Source organism: Kribbella sp. NPDC049227 (genome assembly GCF_043197265.1).
In the GTDB taxonomy this organism is placed as follows: domain Bacteria; phylum Actinomycetota; class Actinomycetes; order Propionibacteriales; family Kribbellaceae; genus Kribbella.
The window spans coordinates 892,444-907,141 of record NZ_JBICST010000001.1 but is presented as its reverse complement, the minus strand read 5'-3'; the positions used below and the strand labels follow the sequence as shown (position 1 = coordinate 907,141).

The window sequence follows — 14,698 nt, the reverse complement described above, 5'->3', positions numbered from 1 at the left end:
GCGGGTGGCATCCTCTCTCGGAGGTGGGATGCCACCCGCTCTCTCCTGGATGGCGCTCGTGCACGACCCCCCGGCGTACCCGCGGGAATAGCGGTAGGTCAGCCTGGAGTTGGCTGTTACGTCGGAGTGTGTGAGCGCGAGAGAGAGCAGGCGATGAAGCCCACTGAGTTTGTGAAGGTGAATGGTCAGTTCTGGGGGGAGCACCTCAAGGGGGTGGGGGAGCATCTGGCCGGGAGTCACCGGAACGAGCTGCCGGGGCCGTTGCTGTTCCCGCGGATGATGGTGCTGACGGAGACACCGGACTGGAACATCCTGGAGTTGGTCGGGGTGAGCCGGGAGTACCGGTCGCTCGAGGTACGGCGGCGGAAGGCAGCGAGCGTCGAGGAGTACTTCGGGCTCGGTGACGGCGCGGCCGTGGTCACGCTGCCGGGGGAGAACCTGTTCAAGGACGCCACCGTCGCGACCGAGGTCGGCCGGCGGGAGCTGGTGGATCGGTTCCCGGGTGCGGACAAGATGATCGGCAACGAGTTCGTCGGACCGGGGGAGCAGATCCTGCAGTTCGCGCCGGGCAACTACTCGACGTTCGACCGGGTCCTGCTGGTGCACACCGTCGGCGCGTCGATCCGGGTCCACTGGACGTTCTTCGCGCTCGCGATCCACCGCTCCGAGCCGGCCGCCAAGTACCTGGCCTTCCTACGGAACTACGCCCAGGCGGCGGACCACCTCGACCCGATCGGCACCCTGAGCGTGCCGGTGGGCGATCTGGATCTGAAGGGTTCCCCGTTCGCCAGCACGTACCTCGGACACGGCCTGCCGGACTCGACCGTCGAGGAGTTCCTCGAGGACAACGAGAGCATCCTGCTGTCGGCGTTCGACGCGACCCGGCTGATCCGCCGGCCGTTCCTCGAGCGGCAGGAGGACGGCGACGCGCTGCAGCCGGACTTCATCCTCGAGACCGCGGACGGCACCCACATCGTCGGCGACCTCGGTCTCCCGCTGCTGGAGGGCAAGAAGCACCACCGCACGACGTCGGTGCACGACGGCGCGGCCGCCCTCGCCCGGTACGCGGACTACTTCACGTCCCCCGAGCACCGTGCCTTCGCCCAGACGAAGTACGGCGTCGAGATCAGCGACCCGCGCAAGCTGCTCGTGATCGGCACCCAGGACACGGTCGACCCCGCCGACGTGACCGACGCCGCCATCGAGATCGTCGACTACGACTCCCTCCTCCGCCTCCACCTGGCGGCGAACTCCTGACCGGCTAGGGTCCGGTCCCGTGGAGTACTTCGTGTACGGGCGGGACCGGATCGGTGGGTACGACGTCAAGGTGAGCCTCAACGAGGAGCACTGGGCGTTCATGGATCGGTACGCCGAAGAGCTCGTCGCCCGTGGTCCCACGCTGACTGCGGACGGCGAGGAAACGACCGGCAGCCTGCACATCGTCGATCTGCCGGACGACGAGGCTGTCCACACCTTCGCGTACGACGAGCCGTACTACCGCGCCGGTGCCTTCGACTCGGTCGTGATCCACCGATTCCGCAAGCACGTCGGCAGCACCATGTGGGACTTCGCGAACGCCGTCGAGGGGTACAACCGCTACCTCGTCATCACCGACGACGAGCCCCGGCCGCTCACCTCACCGCACCTCATCATGTACGGCGACCTCCTCGGCCTGGACGCCGGCAAACACGTTGGCCGCGCCGCGCTCGTCGAAGCTCCCCAGCCTGAAGCAGCCGCGATTCTGATCGAGGCACCGGACGCCGAAGTCCTCCCGTGGGAGTTCGGCGGCCGCCGCTGACCTCACCACCCGTCGGGCAGGTGATCCACCACCGCCTCGACGATCAGCCGGCCCTCCGGTGTGTCCACGCCCAGAGAAGACGCCGCGTGGTCGAGCCCCTCGAACTCCAAACACACGTAGCCAATGCCCCGCAGGACCGGCTTCAGACGCCGGACCCGGTTGATCGCCTTGTCCGCAGTCCCGACGTACACGATCTTGGTGCCGGTGAAGCATCTGAGCTCGTGGTGCCAGTCGTGGGCTCGGTAGGCGCGCCAGAACTCCAACGGCGGGCGGGGTAGCCGAGGTTCCCGTTCCATCCGGCGCATGTCGCCGTCGGTCGGGAATCCGATCGGCGCGACCCCGCCCATGACGAGGCCCGCCGCGCGGCTCGTCGAGCGCGCGACCATCGCTGCCATACAGGCCGGCTGGGAGAACCCCCAGACCACGAACCGGTCGATGCCCTCGTGGTCGAGCACTGCCAGCACCTGCTGGCCGATGCTCCCGAAGTCGTACTCCGCCGGCCGCTCACTCGCGCCGAACCCGATCGGCTGCACCTGCACGACCCGGAACCGGTCGGCGAGCCACCCGGCCGGTCGAAAGTCCCGCGGCCGCCGGTTGTTCCGGACCAATACGACGGCCGGCCCGTCACCGCTCACCTCGTAGGCGATCCGCGCCCCAGCGCGGAAGACCCCGGACACTCAGGCCTCGGCGACGATCTTCTGCAGGGTCGCCGCGAGGGTACGACGGTCGGCCGCGGTCAGACCCGTGGTCATCGCGTCGATGCGCTCGGTGAAGCCGTTGTGGGCGTCGTGCGCCAGGGCGAGGCCGGGGGCCGTCAGTTCGATCTGGCAGGCCCGGCGGTCAGTGGGGTTGGGGATCCGGCTGACCAGGTCGCGGCGTTCGAGGCGGTCGACCATGCTCGTCAGGCTGGAGCGTTCGATGCTGAGGATGCGGCTGAGCTCGGTCATCCCGAGCGGGCCGCCGAGCAGGACGCAGAGCAGGTGGGCCTGCTGCGGGGTGAGGCCGAGCGGCCGGCTGGTCTCGGCGTACAGGTCCTGCAGCACGTGCATGATCTGGACCAGGGCACCGGCCAGGTCCGTGTCCCGCGCTGTCGTCGTGGCCATGCCCTCATGGTAGTCCGGTCAGCAAACAGTTTGCAGACCTCATAGTTCGTAGCGCTACTATTTAGGTCTACGAACTAAAAGGAGATCTCATCATGACCCCCAAGTTCGGCTACGGCTCCCCGGCCGACGTCCACGACGTGACCGCCCTGCTGCGCCTGGCCGCGCAGGCCGACCGGGACGGGCTGGACCATGTCTCGGTCTCGGACCACCCGTACGTCGCCGACCTCCTCGACGGCTACGCGACGATCGGCGTACTCCTCGGCCGCACCCAGCACCTGTCCGCGTTCGTCAACGTCACCAACCTCCCGCTCCGCCCGGCCCCGGTGCTTGCACGTACGGCGACCTCCCTCGCGGCACTGTCCGGCGGACGGTTCATCCTCGGCCTCGGCGCAGGTGGCGCCTGGGACCGGATCACCACGATGGGCGTACCGGAACTGCGGCCCGCCGAAGCGGTCGAGGCCTTCGAGGAGGCGATGCAACTCCTCCACACGATGTCCGACGGCGGTCGCCCCGAACCGACCAAGCACTACCCGATCGGGCAGCTCAGGCCGGCGAACGTTCCCGCGCCGCTGATCTGGACCGGATCGAACGGCCCGAAGTCGCTCGCCGCGACCGGCCGGCGGGCGGACGGCTGGATCCCGGGTCGCGCCGCGGACTGGCTGAGCGACCGCTACCGCTGGTCCCGCCCGATCATCGACGAGGCCGCGTTGTCGGTCGGTCGCAAGCCGTCCGACGTCGCCACGATCTACAACTTCCCCGGCGCACTCACCGCGTCCCCGAGCCGCCGTACCCGCGATGACGAAGGTCGCTGGATCGGCGGTTCCCCGGCGCAGTGGATCGAGGAACTCACCGGTGCGATCCTCGAGCACGGCGCTGCCGGGTTCACCTTGTTCCCGCGAGGCGCCGACGCGTACGACGTCCAGGTCGCGAGGTGGGCGCAGGAGGTCGTCCCCGCAGTGCGGGCCGCGGTCAGCTAGTCAGCCCAGCGCCGCTAGCTCCGCGGGCGACAACCGGATGGCGCCGGCCGCGATGTTCTCCTCGAGGTGGGCGGGACTCCCTGTGCCCGGGATGGCCAGGACGTTCGCACCTTGATGCAGAGTCCACGCGAGGCGGATCTGTTGGGGCGAGACGCCGTGCTGGGCGGCGATCGCCTCGACAGCGGACGAGTCCTCGGGTGTCGCGTCGCTCTCACGCTTCGGGCCGGCGATCGCGAAGAACGGTACGTAGGCGATGTCCCGCTCGGCGCACAGCCGGATCAGTGCGTCCTCTTCGCGGCGCATGTCGATGGCGTAGCTGTTCTGCACGCACACCACCGACGCGATCGCCAGTGCCTCGTCCAGGTGGTCGGCGCGCACGTTCGACACCCCGAGCTGCCGGATCAGTCCGGCGTCCCGCAGGTCAGCGAGCGCCCCGAACCGGTCGGCGATCGAGTCGGCGCCCGGCTTCTTCATGATGCGCAGGTTCACCACGTCGAGGCGGTCGAGGCCGAGCTGGCGCAGGTTCGTCTCGACCTGCGTGCGAAACTCGGCCGCGGTGGTCGCGTGGTAGAAGCCGCGCTCCGGGTCCTCGCCCGGCCCGACCTTGGTGGTGATGACGAGCTCATCGGGGTACGGCGCCAAGGCTTCGCGGATCAGCTCGTTGGCATACCGCGCTTCGCCGTCGCCGACCCCGAGCGTCCCGCCCGGTGAACGGTAGAACGCGGCCGTGTCGATGTGGTTGACGCCGAGCTCGACTGCCCGTCGCAGGACCCGGATCGCCACCTGACGATCGGGGTTCGGGGTGATCCGCATGGCTCCGAAACCCATCCGGTTGACGGTGACGTCGCCCAGCTTCCAGGTGCCTGCGGCATCCGCGGTGCTCATTCCTCGATCGCTCCTCGAACTGCGCGTAGATGTTGCCGGAAAGTCAGCGAGGGATCTGTCGCCCGCGCCGCTAGGTAGTCCGCGAACCGGACCTGCTCCCGCAACGACCGTCCAGCCCGGATCCCGGCCGCCTGCCGATGCTCGGTGTTGCGGATGGACTCGGCCAACCCGGTCACCTCGTCGACCCGATCGGCCGGCACGAAGACCACACCGTCCTCGTCACCCAGTACGACGTCGTCCCGGCTCGCCGGCCAGTCGCCGATAGTTGCCGTGGACAACGCGTCGTCGGGTTGCGGGTCGAGCCGCAACGGACCGGTCGGCATCGCGCCGAGGCTGAACACCGGCAGCCCGATCGCCGTGATGTCGACCGTGTCGCGATGCAGTCCCCAGATCACGATCCCGGCGAGTCCGGCGGCCTTGGCTTCGAGCGCGACCAGGTCGCCCACGCACGCCTCGTCCCGCCGTCCGCCGTTGTCCACAACCAGTACGTCGCCCTCCTCGGCCGACTCGAACGCCTCCAGGAACACGTCGACACTGCCCACGTGCTGCGCGGGCAACACGCGTCCGGCAACCCGGCCTCCGACCACAGCCGTCAGCGACGCGGTCCTCACAGGCACGCCGGCCCGAAGGCACGCGTCCGCGACATGCGCCGTCGTCAAACCTTCGAACAGCATCCCGAGACCCCCGATCAGTCGACTGCTCAAGGACCTTAGCCGGTCACTCGGACAAGAACGCGACGATCTTCGAGAGCGACGGATTGTAGGCCTCGCTCGAGGTGTCGACCGTCAGTGACGGAACCGGGAGATCGACCGCCTGGAAGGCGTTGTGGGTCCGCAGCCGAGCGTCGGCGCTGATCTGTGCGTCCTCGTGCGCGGTCCGCTTGAGGTCGGTCGCCGTACGCGCGGTGATCCGGGCGAGCGCGACGTCGGCGGGGACCGTGCAGTGGATGATCCGAAGGTCGGCGCGGTTGAGCAGCGGGGTCAGCCCGGGACTCCAGATCCGGTCCTGGAACGCGGCTTCGGCCACGATCGTCGTACCGCGGCCTACCAGCAGCCCGATCACGTCGAAGAAGGTGGACAGCGTCCGCATCGTCAGCGGGTCGCCGGGCCCGGGCACGAACCCGGGTGTCGCGTGCGCCATCCCCTCCTTGATCTCGTCCCGGCAGATCGCCGGGCACCCGATCGCGGCGGCCACCCGATGCGCCAGCGTCGTCTTCCCGGTCCCTGGCGGGCCACTCACCACTACGACAAGAGGTTTGGACTGCACCGCCGCACCCTAGCCATCCCCGACGTCCGCCCGCACCAGAATTGCAGGAGACGTCACCGAAAAGTGTCCGTGCGGGCGGTTAGCGTGAGGTCCGGATGTGGCCAGAACGTCGGTCGGCAGGGGGTGACAGTGGACGGATGACGACCTATTCCGCGGTTCGTACGACGGGCATCTACTGCCGGCCCGGATGCGGGGCGAAGCCCCGGGCGGAGAACGTGCGGACCTTCGAGCTGGCGGCGGCCGCCGAGGCGGCCGGATACCGCGCCTGCCTGCGCTGCCGGCCGTACCGGGTCGCGGGGACGGTGCCGGACGAGGCGCCCGAGCTGGTCTGCCGCGCCGTACAACTGATCATCGCCGGTGTGCTGGACGAGTCCGGCGAGGCGGCGCTCGGCGCGCGGCTGGGGCTGTCGGCGCGCCACTTGCGCAGGTTGTTCCACGAGCACCTCGGTGTCACGCCGGACCAGTTCGCCCGCTCGAGGCGGGCCCACTTCGCCCGCAGACTCCTCGATGACAGCGATCTGTCCATCGCGGACATCGCGTTCGCGTCCGGCTTCGGGAGTCTGCGGCAGTTCAACCGGGCGATGCGTGAGATCTTCCGGGCTTCCCCGCGGGAGCTCCGCGACCGGCGGCGCCGGACCGACCGCCTGGTCGCCGATGGTGGCCTGGCGCTGCGGTTGCCGTTCACCACGCCGTACGACTGGGAGGCGATGAGCACGTTCCTCGCGTCGCAGGCGATCCCTGGCGTCGAGTCGGTCGAGGACGGTGTCTACCGCCGGACCATCTCTCTCGACGGCGATCCCGGTCTGCTCGAGATCGGTCCCGGCGGCCCCGATCACCTGCTGCTGCACGCACATCTCCCGTACTGGGAAGGTGTCATCCACGTCGTCGAACGAGCCGCGCGACTCGTCGCCGTCGAAGCCGACCCGGACGTCCGTGTGCCGGGCGCGTGGGGACCGTTCGAGGTCGCGGTCCAGGCGGTGGTCCGCGATCAGCTACCGCCCGAGGATGCGGACGACGTACTGCGCAAACTCGTCGAGGTGTACGGCGTTCCGGTCGCGGGGCTCGGCCACGGCCTCACGCACGCGTTCCCGGGAGCCGAGGCGCTGACCGAGGCCGAGCTGGTCGGGCCGCTGGCGCAAGCTGTTGCTTCAGGCAACGTCGTACTCGATCACGGCGCCGGGATCGGTTCCTTGGAGACCGTGCCCGGCGTCAGCGCCGACGCAGCCCGCCAGATCGCGATGCGGCTGGACACTCAGCGGAGGAGAGAGTTGAGCTTGCCGAACTCCGCCGCGGTGGACAACGCCTCGTAGGTTCCGCTCGTCAGCAGTTCCTTCGCCGCGGCCGCAGCCAGCCCGTAGGCGCCGGCGGTGATCGCCGGGCCGACGCTGATCCGGGTCACCCCAAGCGCGGTGAGCTCGGCAACCGATGGCGCACCCGGGCCGACCATCACGTTGAGCGGCAACGGCGACGCGGCCACCAGCTCGCGAATCGTCGCGGGATCAACGACACCTGGGACGAACAGCACATCCGCGCCGGCTTCGGCGTACAGCTTCGCGCGTTCGATCGTGCCGCTCCCGTCGCCGAACAGATAGGTGTCCGTCCGCGCGTTGATGACGAGCTCGCGGTCGATGGCCCGCGCGGCAGCGATCCGCTCGGCCTGCAAGGCCGGATCGATCAGCGAGCCGCCCGAGCTGTCCTCGAGGTTGAGGCCGACAGCACCGGCTTCGATGACGTCGGCAACCGTTGCCTCGACATCGCCGTAGCCGGACTCGACGTCCGCGGTCACCGGCACCGACACGGCCGCGACGATCGCGCGGACCGCCGCGATCGCCGCCGTACGATCCAACCCGCCGGCATCCGCGACCCCGGCCGCCCACGAGACACCCGCGCTCGTGGTCGCGATCGCAGCAGCACCCGCCGCCTCGATCGCCCGCGCAGACCCGGCATCCCACGCATTCGGCAACACCAACGGCGGCCGCTCATGCAGCGCGCGCAACCGCCGTGCCAACTCGACGTGGCTGCTCACACGCTCACCAGCAGTTCATGATCGATCTCGACGAACTCCACGATCAGCCCGGCGAATTTCCCTGCGATCAGCTCCCGGTACGCCGCCGACCCGGTGTGCGCGTCGTACGCCGCCTGATGCGCGAAGTGCTCGACGAAGAGCAGATAGTCCGGGTTCGCCGGATCGCGATAGACGCGGAACGACAACGTCCCCTCCTCGGCCCCCGGCCCCACCGGCGCGAACTCCCGCACCAGTTCCTCGGCCGCCGCCTGATTGCCGTCCTTCAACTTGATCGGAAACACCTTGGCCAGCACTTGTTCCTCCTGAGTCCGACTGAACAACCCAAGCGTGACTCGCCGGCCGGCTCCGGGTCTGGCCATATTCGGCCATCTCTGTGCTTCCAATATTCGAGACGATATGTCTCACGAAACAAGATTCTGGGTTAGCGTGAGAAGGTCGGCAGAGGGCAAAGGAGCCTGGGATGAACAACGTGTACACGCATGGGCATCATGAGTCGGTGTTGCGGTCGCACAGCTGGCGGACCGCGGAGAACTCGGCTGGTTATCTGCTTCCGCATCTGCGGCCGGGGATGGCGTTGCTCGACGTCGGCGCAGGTCCCGGCACCATCACCGCCGACCTCGCTCGACTGGTCGAGCCGGGACCGGCCACGGCCCTCGAAGCGACGGGCGAGGCGCTCGACATCACGCGCGCGACCTTCGCGAAGCTCGATCTCGAGGTGGAGTTCGTGGTCGGCGACGTGCACGCGCTGGACCTTCCGGACGACACGTACGACGTGGTCCATGCGCACCAGGTGCTGCAGCATGTGGCGGATCCGGTGCAGGCGCTCCGGGAGATGCGGCGGGTCTGCAAGCCGGGTGGGATCGTCGCGGTCCGGGACTCGGACTACCACGGCTTCACCTGGTATCCGGAGCTGCCCGAGCTCGACGAGTGGATGGATCTCTACCAGCGGATGGCGCGTGCGAACGGTGGCGAACCGGATGCCGGCCGGCGACTGCTGAGCTGGGCGTTGGAGGCCGGCTTCGAGAAGGTGGACGCGACGGCGAGCACCTGGACGTTCGCCAACCCGGAGGATCGCGCGTTCTGGGGCGGCATGTGGGCGGACCGCATCCTCAAGTCGGCGATGTCCGATCAGGCCCGCCGCGCAGGCGTCCCGGAGGAGACACTCACCTCTATCTCAGCCGCCTGGCAAACCTGGGCGGCCCGGCCCGACGGCTGGATCGCCATCCTCCACGGCGAACTACTCTGCACGGCCTGATCAAACCGAAGCGAGGACGACCAAGTAGTCGTCCGGATCACGCAGCCACAGCTCGAGGTGGTCGGCGTTCGGGTTCACGTGGATGTCCCACCATGAGCACTCACGGCTCCCAGGACCTCGCAGTACCAGGCACTGCTCTTCTCGACATCGCTTACGGCGATCAACGGCTGCGGTCTCATGAGAACGACGCTAGGCGCCGCGCAGTCACCGGGTCTTGAACGAATGGGAGCGCTGGCGGGAGATCTCGTAGAGGACGGCGGTGGCGGCGTTCGCGGCGTTGAGGGAGCTGGCTGATCCAGTGATGGGGATGCGCACCAGTTGGTCGGCGGCCTCCCGCCATCCGGCGCTCAGGCCGTTGGTCTCGTTCCCGATCAGGAGCAGTGTCGGCTGGGTGAAGTCGAAGTCGAACACGTCGACCGACCCGTGCTCGTCGGTGCCCACGACAACGATCGGTACGTCGGCCGAGCGTCGTACCCACTCGATCACTTCACGCTGCGACGGCGCGCGTACGGCGGGGATGCCGAACAAGGATCCGGTCGTCGCGCGGACCGCCTTCGGATCGTAGACGTCGGCGGCATGCCCGGTGACGATCACGCCGTGCGCTCCGAAGGCATCGGCGGACCGGATGATCGACCCGATGTTCCCCGGCCCGGTCGGCCGGTCGAACACGACACCGAGGAAGTCCGGCCGTACCGGGATGCGGTCCAGATCGTCCGGTGGCAGCTCCAGCACCGCGACGAGTTCCGGTGCGGCCTCGTCCTTCTCGCCGAGCTCGGCCAGCAGCTCCGGCGCCATCGCGACGCGCTCGGCGGTCGGCAACCGCTGCAGCAACTCCTGAGCCCAGCGCGACAGTGGCCGCGAAGCGTCGGTGATCACCGTCCGCACCGGCCATCCGTTGTCCACGGCAAGCGAAATCGGGCGGACGCCCTGGACCAGGAACTCGCCCGCACGCTGCCGCTTGGCCCGGTTGGTCAGCGACGCCTGCCACACCTGGAACCGAGCGTTCCGCGACGAGATCCGTTGCACACCCCCACCCTACGGCGGCGACGACCTCAGCCCGAGCGGCTCATGCTGATGCGGCCACGGGCTCGGTGTGCGCGTCTTCGTCTTCGGCGCCGCTTGAATCGGACGAAGGTCCACAGGATCAACGCGGGTAGCCAGAGCAGCAGTAGCCACGGGCCGCGCCACCAGCCGGAGCCGCCGTCGAGCTCTGGATGGTCGCCGGCCACGAACGGCCGGGCGGACGTCGACCAGGCCAGGAAGGCGTCGCCGATCGGGAGCGCGCCGAACAGGTACCGCTTCGTCTTCAGGCCACTGATCGGCAATCCGAGCAAGTCGCCCTCGCGGGCGAGCCGGTCCGCGAGCGGATCGTGCTGGACCCGGGCGGCGCCCAGCGTGACCACGGTCGCGGACAGGCTGATGCCGAGGATCAACGGGCCGGAGTCGACATCACCTGTGCCGGCCACACCTTCCGGATACTCCCGGACGCCGATCGCGCGGACGAACCGGTCCCGGAAGATCTCGTACTGCGCCCGGGCGAAGACAGGGTCGATCTCCACCAGGAACCGCTGGATGATGCTCTGCGACGACGCTCGCGCACCGGTCGTCGCCGGCGCGACCTGATGCGGGATCAGGCCGGTCCCCGGATCCAGCTTGGTCTTCACCGCCGCCACCCAGTTCGTCGCGATCCGGCCGAACCGCGGTGCCACCAGGTCGTCGTACAGGCGGAGTGAGGCGATCGCGACGGCGGAGTCGACCGGCCAGGCCTGACCTGGATACGCTTCCAGATAAGGGGTTTTCGCGGTCCGGAACGCGGTCGCGATCTCGACCGACGAGCTGGTGAACTCGTCGAACTCGGCCGCGTCGGAGTGCTGGAGGGCGATCAGCCCACCGCGTAACCAGTTCGTCCAGCCCGCGTGGAAGATGCCGTACCGCGGCCGCAGCGCTGCGTCGAAGACGGCCGTCCCGTCCGGCGACTCCAGCCGGTTGAGCGCCCATCGTGCTTCGGTCGCCGCGTCGACGGACCGCTCCGGATCGGCGAGGCCGACTTGGACCCAGGTCAGCCCGTAGAGCGCGTTGAGGAAGAAGTAGCCCTCCGGGAACTGCTTCTGCGCCGCGTGGTCCGCGCCACCCTCGATCTCGGCACGCAGGAACGCCAGCTGTTTGACCACGCCGCCGGTGGGATCGGATCGAGGAAGCACCAGGCGCGCGGTGCCCACCCCCGCCACCAGTGTGGCGATCACCGCGACGCCGATCAGGAGCTTGCGCAGCACCCGAATCAAACTAGAGGAAACGGGCAACCAACGGCGGACCTGTGGGCGACCATCCGGTGACCGGACGGCTCAGGTACCGAGCGTCGACTCCCGGGTGACCAAGCGTGTCGGCAGCGCCATCTCGCCGGGGTGCGGTGAGCCCGCGATCGCGTCCAGCAGCAGGTTGGCGGTCCGGCGGCCGAGCTCTTCCAGCTCCAGGTCGACCGTGGTCAACGGCGGGCGGCTGGCGAGGGCCATGACCGACCAGTTGTCGTAGCCGGTGACCGCGATGTCGTCCGGCACCGATCGGCCGAGCTCGCGCAGGCGGTCGCAGACCCCGCGGGCGATCTGGTCGCTGCCGCACGAGACGGCATCGATCTCGGGGTTCGACCGCAGCAGTACGTCGACCGCATGCCGGCCCCACCGCTCGCTCCACTCACCGTGCATCGGTTCGCCGACGAGCGAACTGCCCGCGGTCTGGACCGCCGCCGCGGCGCGGACCTGCGCGCTGTGGTGCGTCGCCGGACCGGTGATGTGTGCGATGCGCCGCCGGCCCAGCGACAGCAGGTGCTGCACTGTGGACGCAGCGCCGCCGTGGTCGTCCACGATGACCGAGATGTCGGCCGGGTCGGTCGACGGGCTGAACGCGTACACGACCGGGATCGGTACGTCGATCGGCGCGCGCGGCTCGGTACGTCGTCCGGTCACGATGATCCCGTCGACGCGGCGGGACACCAGCGAGCGCAGATAGTGCTGCTCGCGCAGCGGGTCGTCCCGGGTGTCGCACAGCACCAGCGCCATCTCGCCGGCGCTGAGGGTGTCCTCCGCGCCGAGCATGATCGGGATGCTGAACCGGCCGGAGCTGTCCGTGGTGATCAGCCCGACCGTGAAACTCCGCCCGGACGACAGCGCGCGACCGCGGCTGTCCGGGGTGAACCCGAGTTGCTCGGCGGCCCGGCGTACCCGCTGTCTGGTCTCCTCGCGGAGCTGACCGGTGTCGTTCAGCGCCTTGGACGCCGTACTCGTGGAGACGCCGGCCAGCGCGGCCACATCCGTGATCCGGGGCAGCGAAGGACCGCGAGACGCCATCGGCAACTCCTTTCCGAACTTTCCGGAAACAGTACCTCATGAAGCTCGGCGTGACCGGATTTCGCCAGGTCCGATGGGTTGACCAGGCTGCCGAAGCTCTCTAGCTTCATCAAGGAAAACGTATTCTGGATTTTCCGAGAAGCCCTCCCAGCCTCCCAGGAGTCACGCCCTATGAGCGCTACCCCGGACGCAGTCGACAGCTCCCGCAGCCCCGCCGCCGGTACCCGCGGCCGATGGCGCCCCGTCGGCCTCGCCGACGCGAAGATCACCGGCGGCTTCTGGTCGCCGCGCCAGCAGCGCAACGGCGACAGCGCCATCCCCAGCGGCCAGGACCAACTGGAGAAGGCCGGCAACCTGCAGAACCTCCGGCTCGCGGCCGGCATCGGCGAGGGCGAGGCGATCGGCCCGGTGTTCGCCGACTCCGACGTCTACAAGTGGCTCGAGGCCGCCGCCTGGGAGTACGGACGCAACCCGAGCGAGGAATTGCTGCAGCGCCAGCGCGACCTCACCGCGATCGTGGCCGCGGCTCAGCGCGAGGACGGTTATCTCGACTCGGTCGTCCAGCTCCGGTACGGCGACGAGGGCCGCTACAAGCAACTCGTCTGGAGCCACGAGCACTACTGCGCCGGTCACCTCATTCAGGCCGCCGTCGCGCAGGTCCGCTGCACCGGCGACCGTGAACTGCTCGAGGTGGCGATCAAGCTCGCCGACCATCTGGTGGCGACGTTCGGCGACGGCAAGACCGTGGACGTGGACGGCCACCCGGTGATCGAGATGGCCCTCGTCGAGCTGTATCGGGAGACGGGGACGACGGCTTACCTCGACCTCGCCCGGTGGTTCGTCGACGCCCGCGGCCACGGGATCATCAGGAACCACGGCCACGAGCCGGCGTACTTCTCCGACCGTGTCCCGGTGCGCGAGGCAACCACTGTCGAAGGTCACTCGGTCCGCGCGGTCTACCTCGCCGCCGGGGCGACCGATGTCGCGGTCGAGACCGGCGACACCGAGTTGCTCGAGTCGCTCAAGCGGCAGTTCGCGCACATGTGGTCGACGAAGACGTACGTCACCGGCGGGCTGGGCGCGCGCTGGGAGGGTGAGGCGTTCGGCGACGAGTACGAGCTGCCCTCGGACCGCGCGTACGCCGAGACCTGTGCGGCGATCGGTGGGATCCAGTGGGCGTGGCGGATGCTGCTCGCCACCGGAGATGCGTCGTACGCCGATGCGATCGAGCGGATGCTCTACAACGGATTCCTGGCCGGGGTGTCGCTCGCCGGGACCGAGTACTTCTATGTCAACGCGCTGCAGCTGCGCGGCGGGGCGCACGCGGACAACGGCCGCAGCCCGGCGCACGGTCGGCGCGGATGGTTCGACTGTGCGTGCTGCCCGCCGAACATCATGCGCACGCTGGCCAGCCTCGACGGCTACCTCGCGAGCACCAGTGACGGCACCATCCAGATCCACCAGTACGCCGCCGGCACGCTCACCGCCGGCGATGTCACGCTGACCGTCGACACGGCGTACCCGTGGGACGGCGCGGTCGGGATCACGGCCAGTGGTCCGATCGCGGTGGAACTGCGGATCCCGGCGTGGGCGGAGGGAGCGACCGTCAACGGCAAGCCGGTGGATGCCGCCGGCTACGCACGCGTGGATGCGGCTGCTGGTGAAGTGATCGAGCTGAAGTTGCCGATGGCAACCCGCGTCGTCGGTGCAGACCCGCGCGTCGACGCTGTGCGCGGCTGCGTAGCGTTGGAACGCGGTCCGCTCGTCTACGCGGTCGAGCAGGCCGACCAGCAGGCCGATGTCGACGATCTCCATCTGTTGCCTGGGGCATCAGTAGCTGCAAGCCACGATGATCAGTTGCTCGACGGCGTCACCGTGCTGAGGACGCGCGGGCGAGCTGGCGCCGGTCATCGCGACGCCGTCTGGCCGTTCGCGACGGACAGCGCGGACGGGGTCGCCGACGAGGTCGACGTGGTCGCAGTTCCGTACTACGCGTGGGCCAACCGTGAGATCGGTGCCATGCGCGTCTGGCTGCCCAGGGCCTGAT

At 69.1% G+C, this 14,698-nt stretch carries 16 protein-coding genes; 6 read left to right on the top strand and 10 right to left on the bottom strand.

Going from position 1 to position 14,698, the window contains the following annotated elements; translation table 11 throughout:
• The first annotated feature begins 153 nt into the window (after positions 1 to 153).
• A complete protein-coding gene (locus tag ACGFH6_RS04605; RefSeq protein WP_393380449.1) occupies positions 154 to 1,257 on the top strand; it encodes a hypothetical protein in 1,104 nt (367 codons plus the stop codon).
• Positions 1,258 to 1,276: 19 nt separating this feature from the next.
• Positions 1,277 to 1,798, top strand: a complete 522-nt coding sequence (locus tag ACGFH6_RS04600; protein ID WP_393380448.1) for a YciI family protein — start codon at positions 1,277 to 1,279, stop codon at positions 1,796 to 1,798.
• Positions 1,799 to 1,800: 2 nt separating this feature from the next.
• Here ACGFH6_RS04600 and ACGFH6_RS04595 read toward each other — a convergent pair whose 3' ends face one another.
• Together ACGFH6_RS04595 and ACGFH6_RS04590 are read right to left on the bottom strand one after the other, a co-directional pair.
• Positions 1,801 to 2,475 (bottom strand): alpha/beta fold hydrolase, encoded by a 675-nt coding sequence (locus tag ACGFH6_RS04595; RefSeq protein ID WP_393380446.1) that lies wholly within the window; start codon positions 2,473 to 2,475, stop codon positions 1,801 to 1,803.
• Positions 2,476 to 2,901 (bottom strand): MarR family winged helix-turn-helix transcriptional regulator, encoded by a 426-nt coding sequence (locus tag ACGFH6_RS04590; RefSeq protein WP_393380444.1) that lies wholly within the window; start codon positions 2,899 to 2,901, stop codon positions 2,476 to 2,478.
• Positions 2,902 to 2,993: 92 nt separating this feature from the next.
• Here ACGFH6_RS04590 and ACGFH6_RS04585 point away from each other — a divergent pair, with 92 nt between their 5' ends.
• Positions 2,994 to 3,878 carry an LLM class flavin-dependent oxidoreductase gene (locus tag ACGFH6_RS04585; protein WP_393380442.1) on the top strand — a complete coding sequence of 295 codons (885 nt, stop codon included), beginning with the start codon at positions 2,994 to 2,996 and terminating at the stop codon, positions 3,876 to 3,878.
• Here the strand turns inward: ACGFH6_RS04585 and ACGFH6_RS04580 are convergent, their stop codons facing one another.
• From ACGFH6_RS04580 to ACGFH6_RS04570, 3 genes are read right to left on the bottom strand one after another with little or no spacing between them, the layout of a single operon-like run.
• Complete coding sequence (locus tag ACGFH6_RS04580; RefSeq protein ID WP_393380440.1) at positions 3,879 to 4,763, bottom strand: aldo/keto reductase; 885 nt, start codon at positions 4,761 to 4,763, stop codon at positions 3,879 to 3,881. It lies immediately after the preceding gene.
• Entirely contained in the window at positions 4,760 to 5,437 is a 678-nt protein-coding gene (locus tag ACGFH6_RS04575) for an RraA family protein (protein ID WP_393380439.1), read from the bottom strand. The genes ACGFH6_RS04580 and ACGFH6_RS04575 overlap by 4 nt, the downstream gene beginning before the upstream one ends.
• Before the next feature lie 43 nt (positions 5,438 to 5,480).
• Positions 5,481 to 6,029, bottom strand: a complete 549-nt coding sequence (locus tag ACGFH6_RS04570) for an AAA family ATPase (protein WP_393380437.1) — start codon at positions 6,027 to 6,029, stop codon at positions 5,481 to 5,483.
• Between the two features lie 137 nt (positions 6,030 to 6,166).
• On the opposite strand from ACGFH6_RS04570, the gene ACGFH6_RS04565 reads away from it, so the two are divergent.
• Positions 6,167 to 7,339: a helix-turn-helix domain-containing protein gene (locus ACGFH6_RS04565; protein WP_393380435.1), complete on the top strand. Its 1,173-nt coding sequence runs from the start codon at positions 6,167 to 6,169 to the stop codon at positions 7,337 to 7,339.
• Here the strand turns inward: ACGFH6_RS04565 and ACGFH6_RS04560 are convergent.
• A complete protein-coding gene (locus ACGFH6_RS04560; protein ID WP_393380433.1) occupies positions 7,282 to 8,055 on the bottom strand; it encodes an isocitrate lyase/phosphoenolpyruvate mutase family protein in 774 nt (257 codons plus the stop codon). The genes ACGFH6_RS04565 and ACGFH6_RS04560 overlap by 58 nt on opposite strands.
• Positions 8,052 to 8,348 (bottom strand): putative quinol monooxygenase, encoded by a 297-nt coding sequence (locus ACGFH6_RS04555; protein WP_393380431.1) that lies wholly within the window; start codon positions 8,346 to 8,348, stop codon positions 8,052 to 8,054. Before ACGFH6_RS04555 ends, ACGFH6_RS04560 begins: the two co-directional genes overlap by 4 nt.
• A gap of 167 nt (positions 8,349 to 8,515) precedes the next feature.
• Here ACGFH6_RS04555 and ACGFH6_RS04550 point away from each other — a divergent pair, with 167 nt between their 5' ends.
• Positions 8,516 to 9,310, top strand: coding sequence for a class I SAM-dependent methyltransferase (locus ACGFH6_RS04550; protein WP_393380430.1), 795 nt, complete (start codon positions 8,516 to 8,518; stop codon positions 9,308 to 9,310).
• Positions 9,311 to 9,514: 204 nt separating this feature from the next.
• Here ACGFH6_RS04550 and ACGFH6_RS04545 read toward each other — a convergent pair whose 3' ends face one another.
• The 3 genes from ACGFH6_RS04545 to ACGFH6_RS04535 all read right to left on the bottom strand — a co-directional run bounded on the left by ACGFH6_RS04545 (position 9,515) and on the right by ACGFH6_RS04535 (position 12,651).
• Complete coding sequence (locus tag ACGFH6_RS04545; RefSeq protein WP_393380428.1) at positions 9,515 to 10,336, bottom strand: TrmH family RNA methyltransferase; 822 nt, start codon at positions 10,334 to 10,336, stop codon at positions 9,515 to 9,517.
• A 26-nt stretch (positions 10,337 to 10,362) separates the two neighbouring features.
• The gene (locus ACGFH6_RS04540) at positions 10,363 to 11,583 is read right to left on the bottom strand and encodes a hypothetical protein (protein ID WP_393380426.1); all 1,221 of its coding nucleotides are present in this window, start codon (positions 11,581 to 11,583) and stop codon (positions 10,363 to 10,365) included.
• Positions 11,584 to 11,652: 69 nt separating this feature from the next.
• Positions 11,653 to 12,651, bottom strand: coding sequence for a LacI family DNA-binding transcriptional regulator (locus ACGFH6_RS04535; RefSeq protein WP_393380425.1), 999 nt, complete (start codon positions 12,649 to 12,651; stop codon positions 11,653 to 11,655).
• A gap of 171 nt (positions 12,652 to 12,822) precedes the next feature.
• On the opposite strand from ACGFH6_RS04535, the gene ACGFH6_RS04530 reads away from it, so the two are divergent.
• The gene (locus ACGFH6_RS04530) at positions 12,823 to 14,697 is read left to right on the top strand and encodes a glycoside hydrolase family 127 protein (RefSeq protein WP_393380423.1); all 1,875 of its coding nucleotides are present in this window, start codon (positions 12,823 to 12,825) and stop codon (positions 14,695 to 14,697) included.
• The last annotated feature ends 1 nt before the right edge of the window (position 14,698 follow it).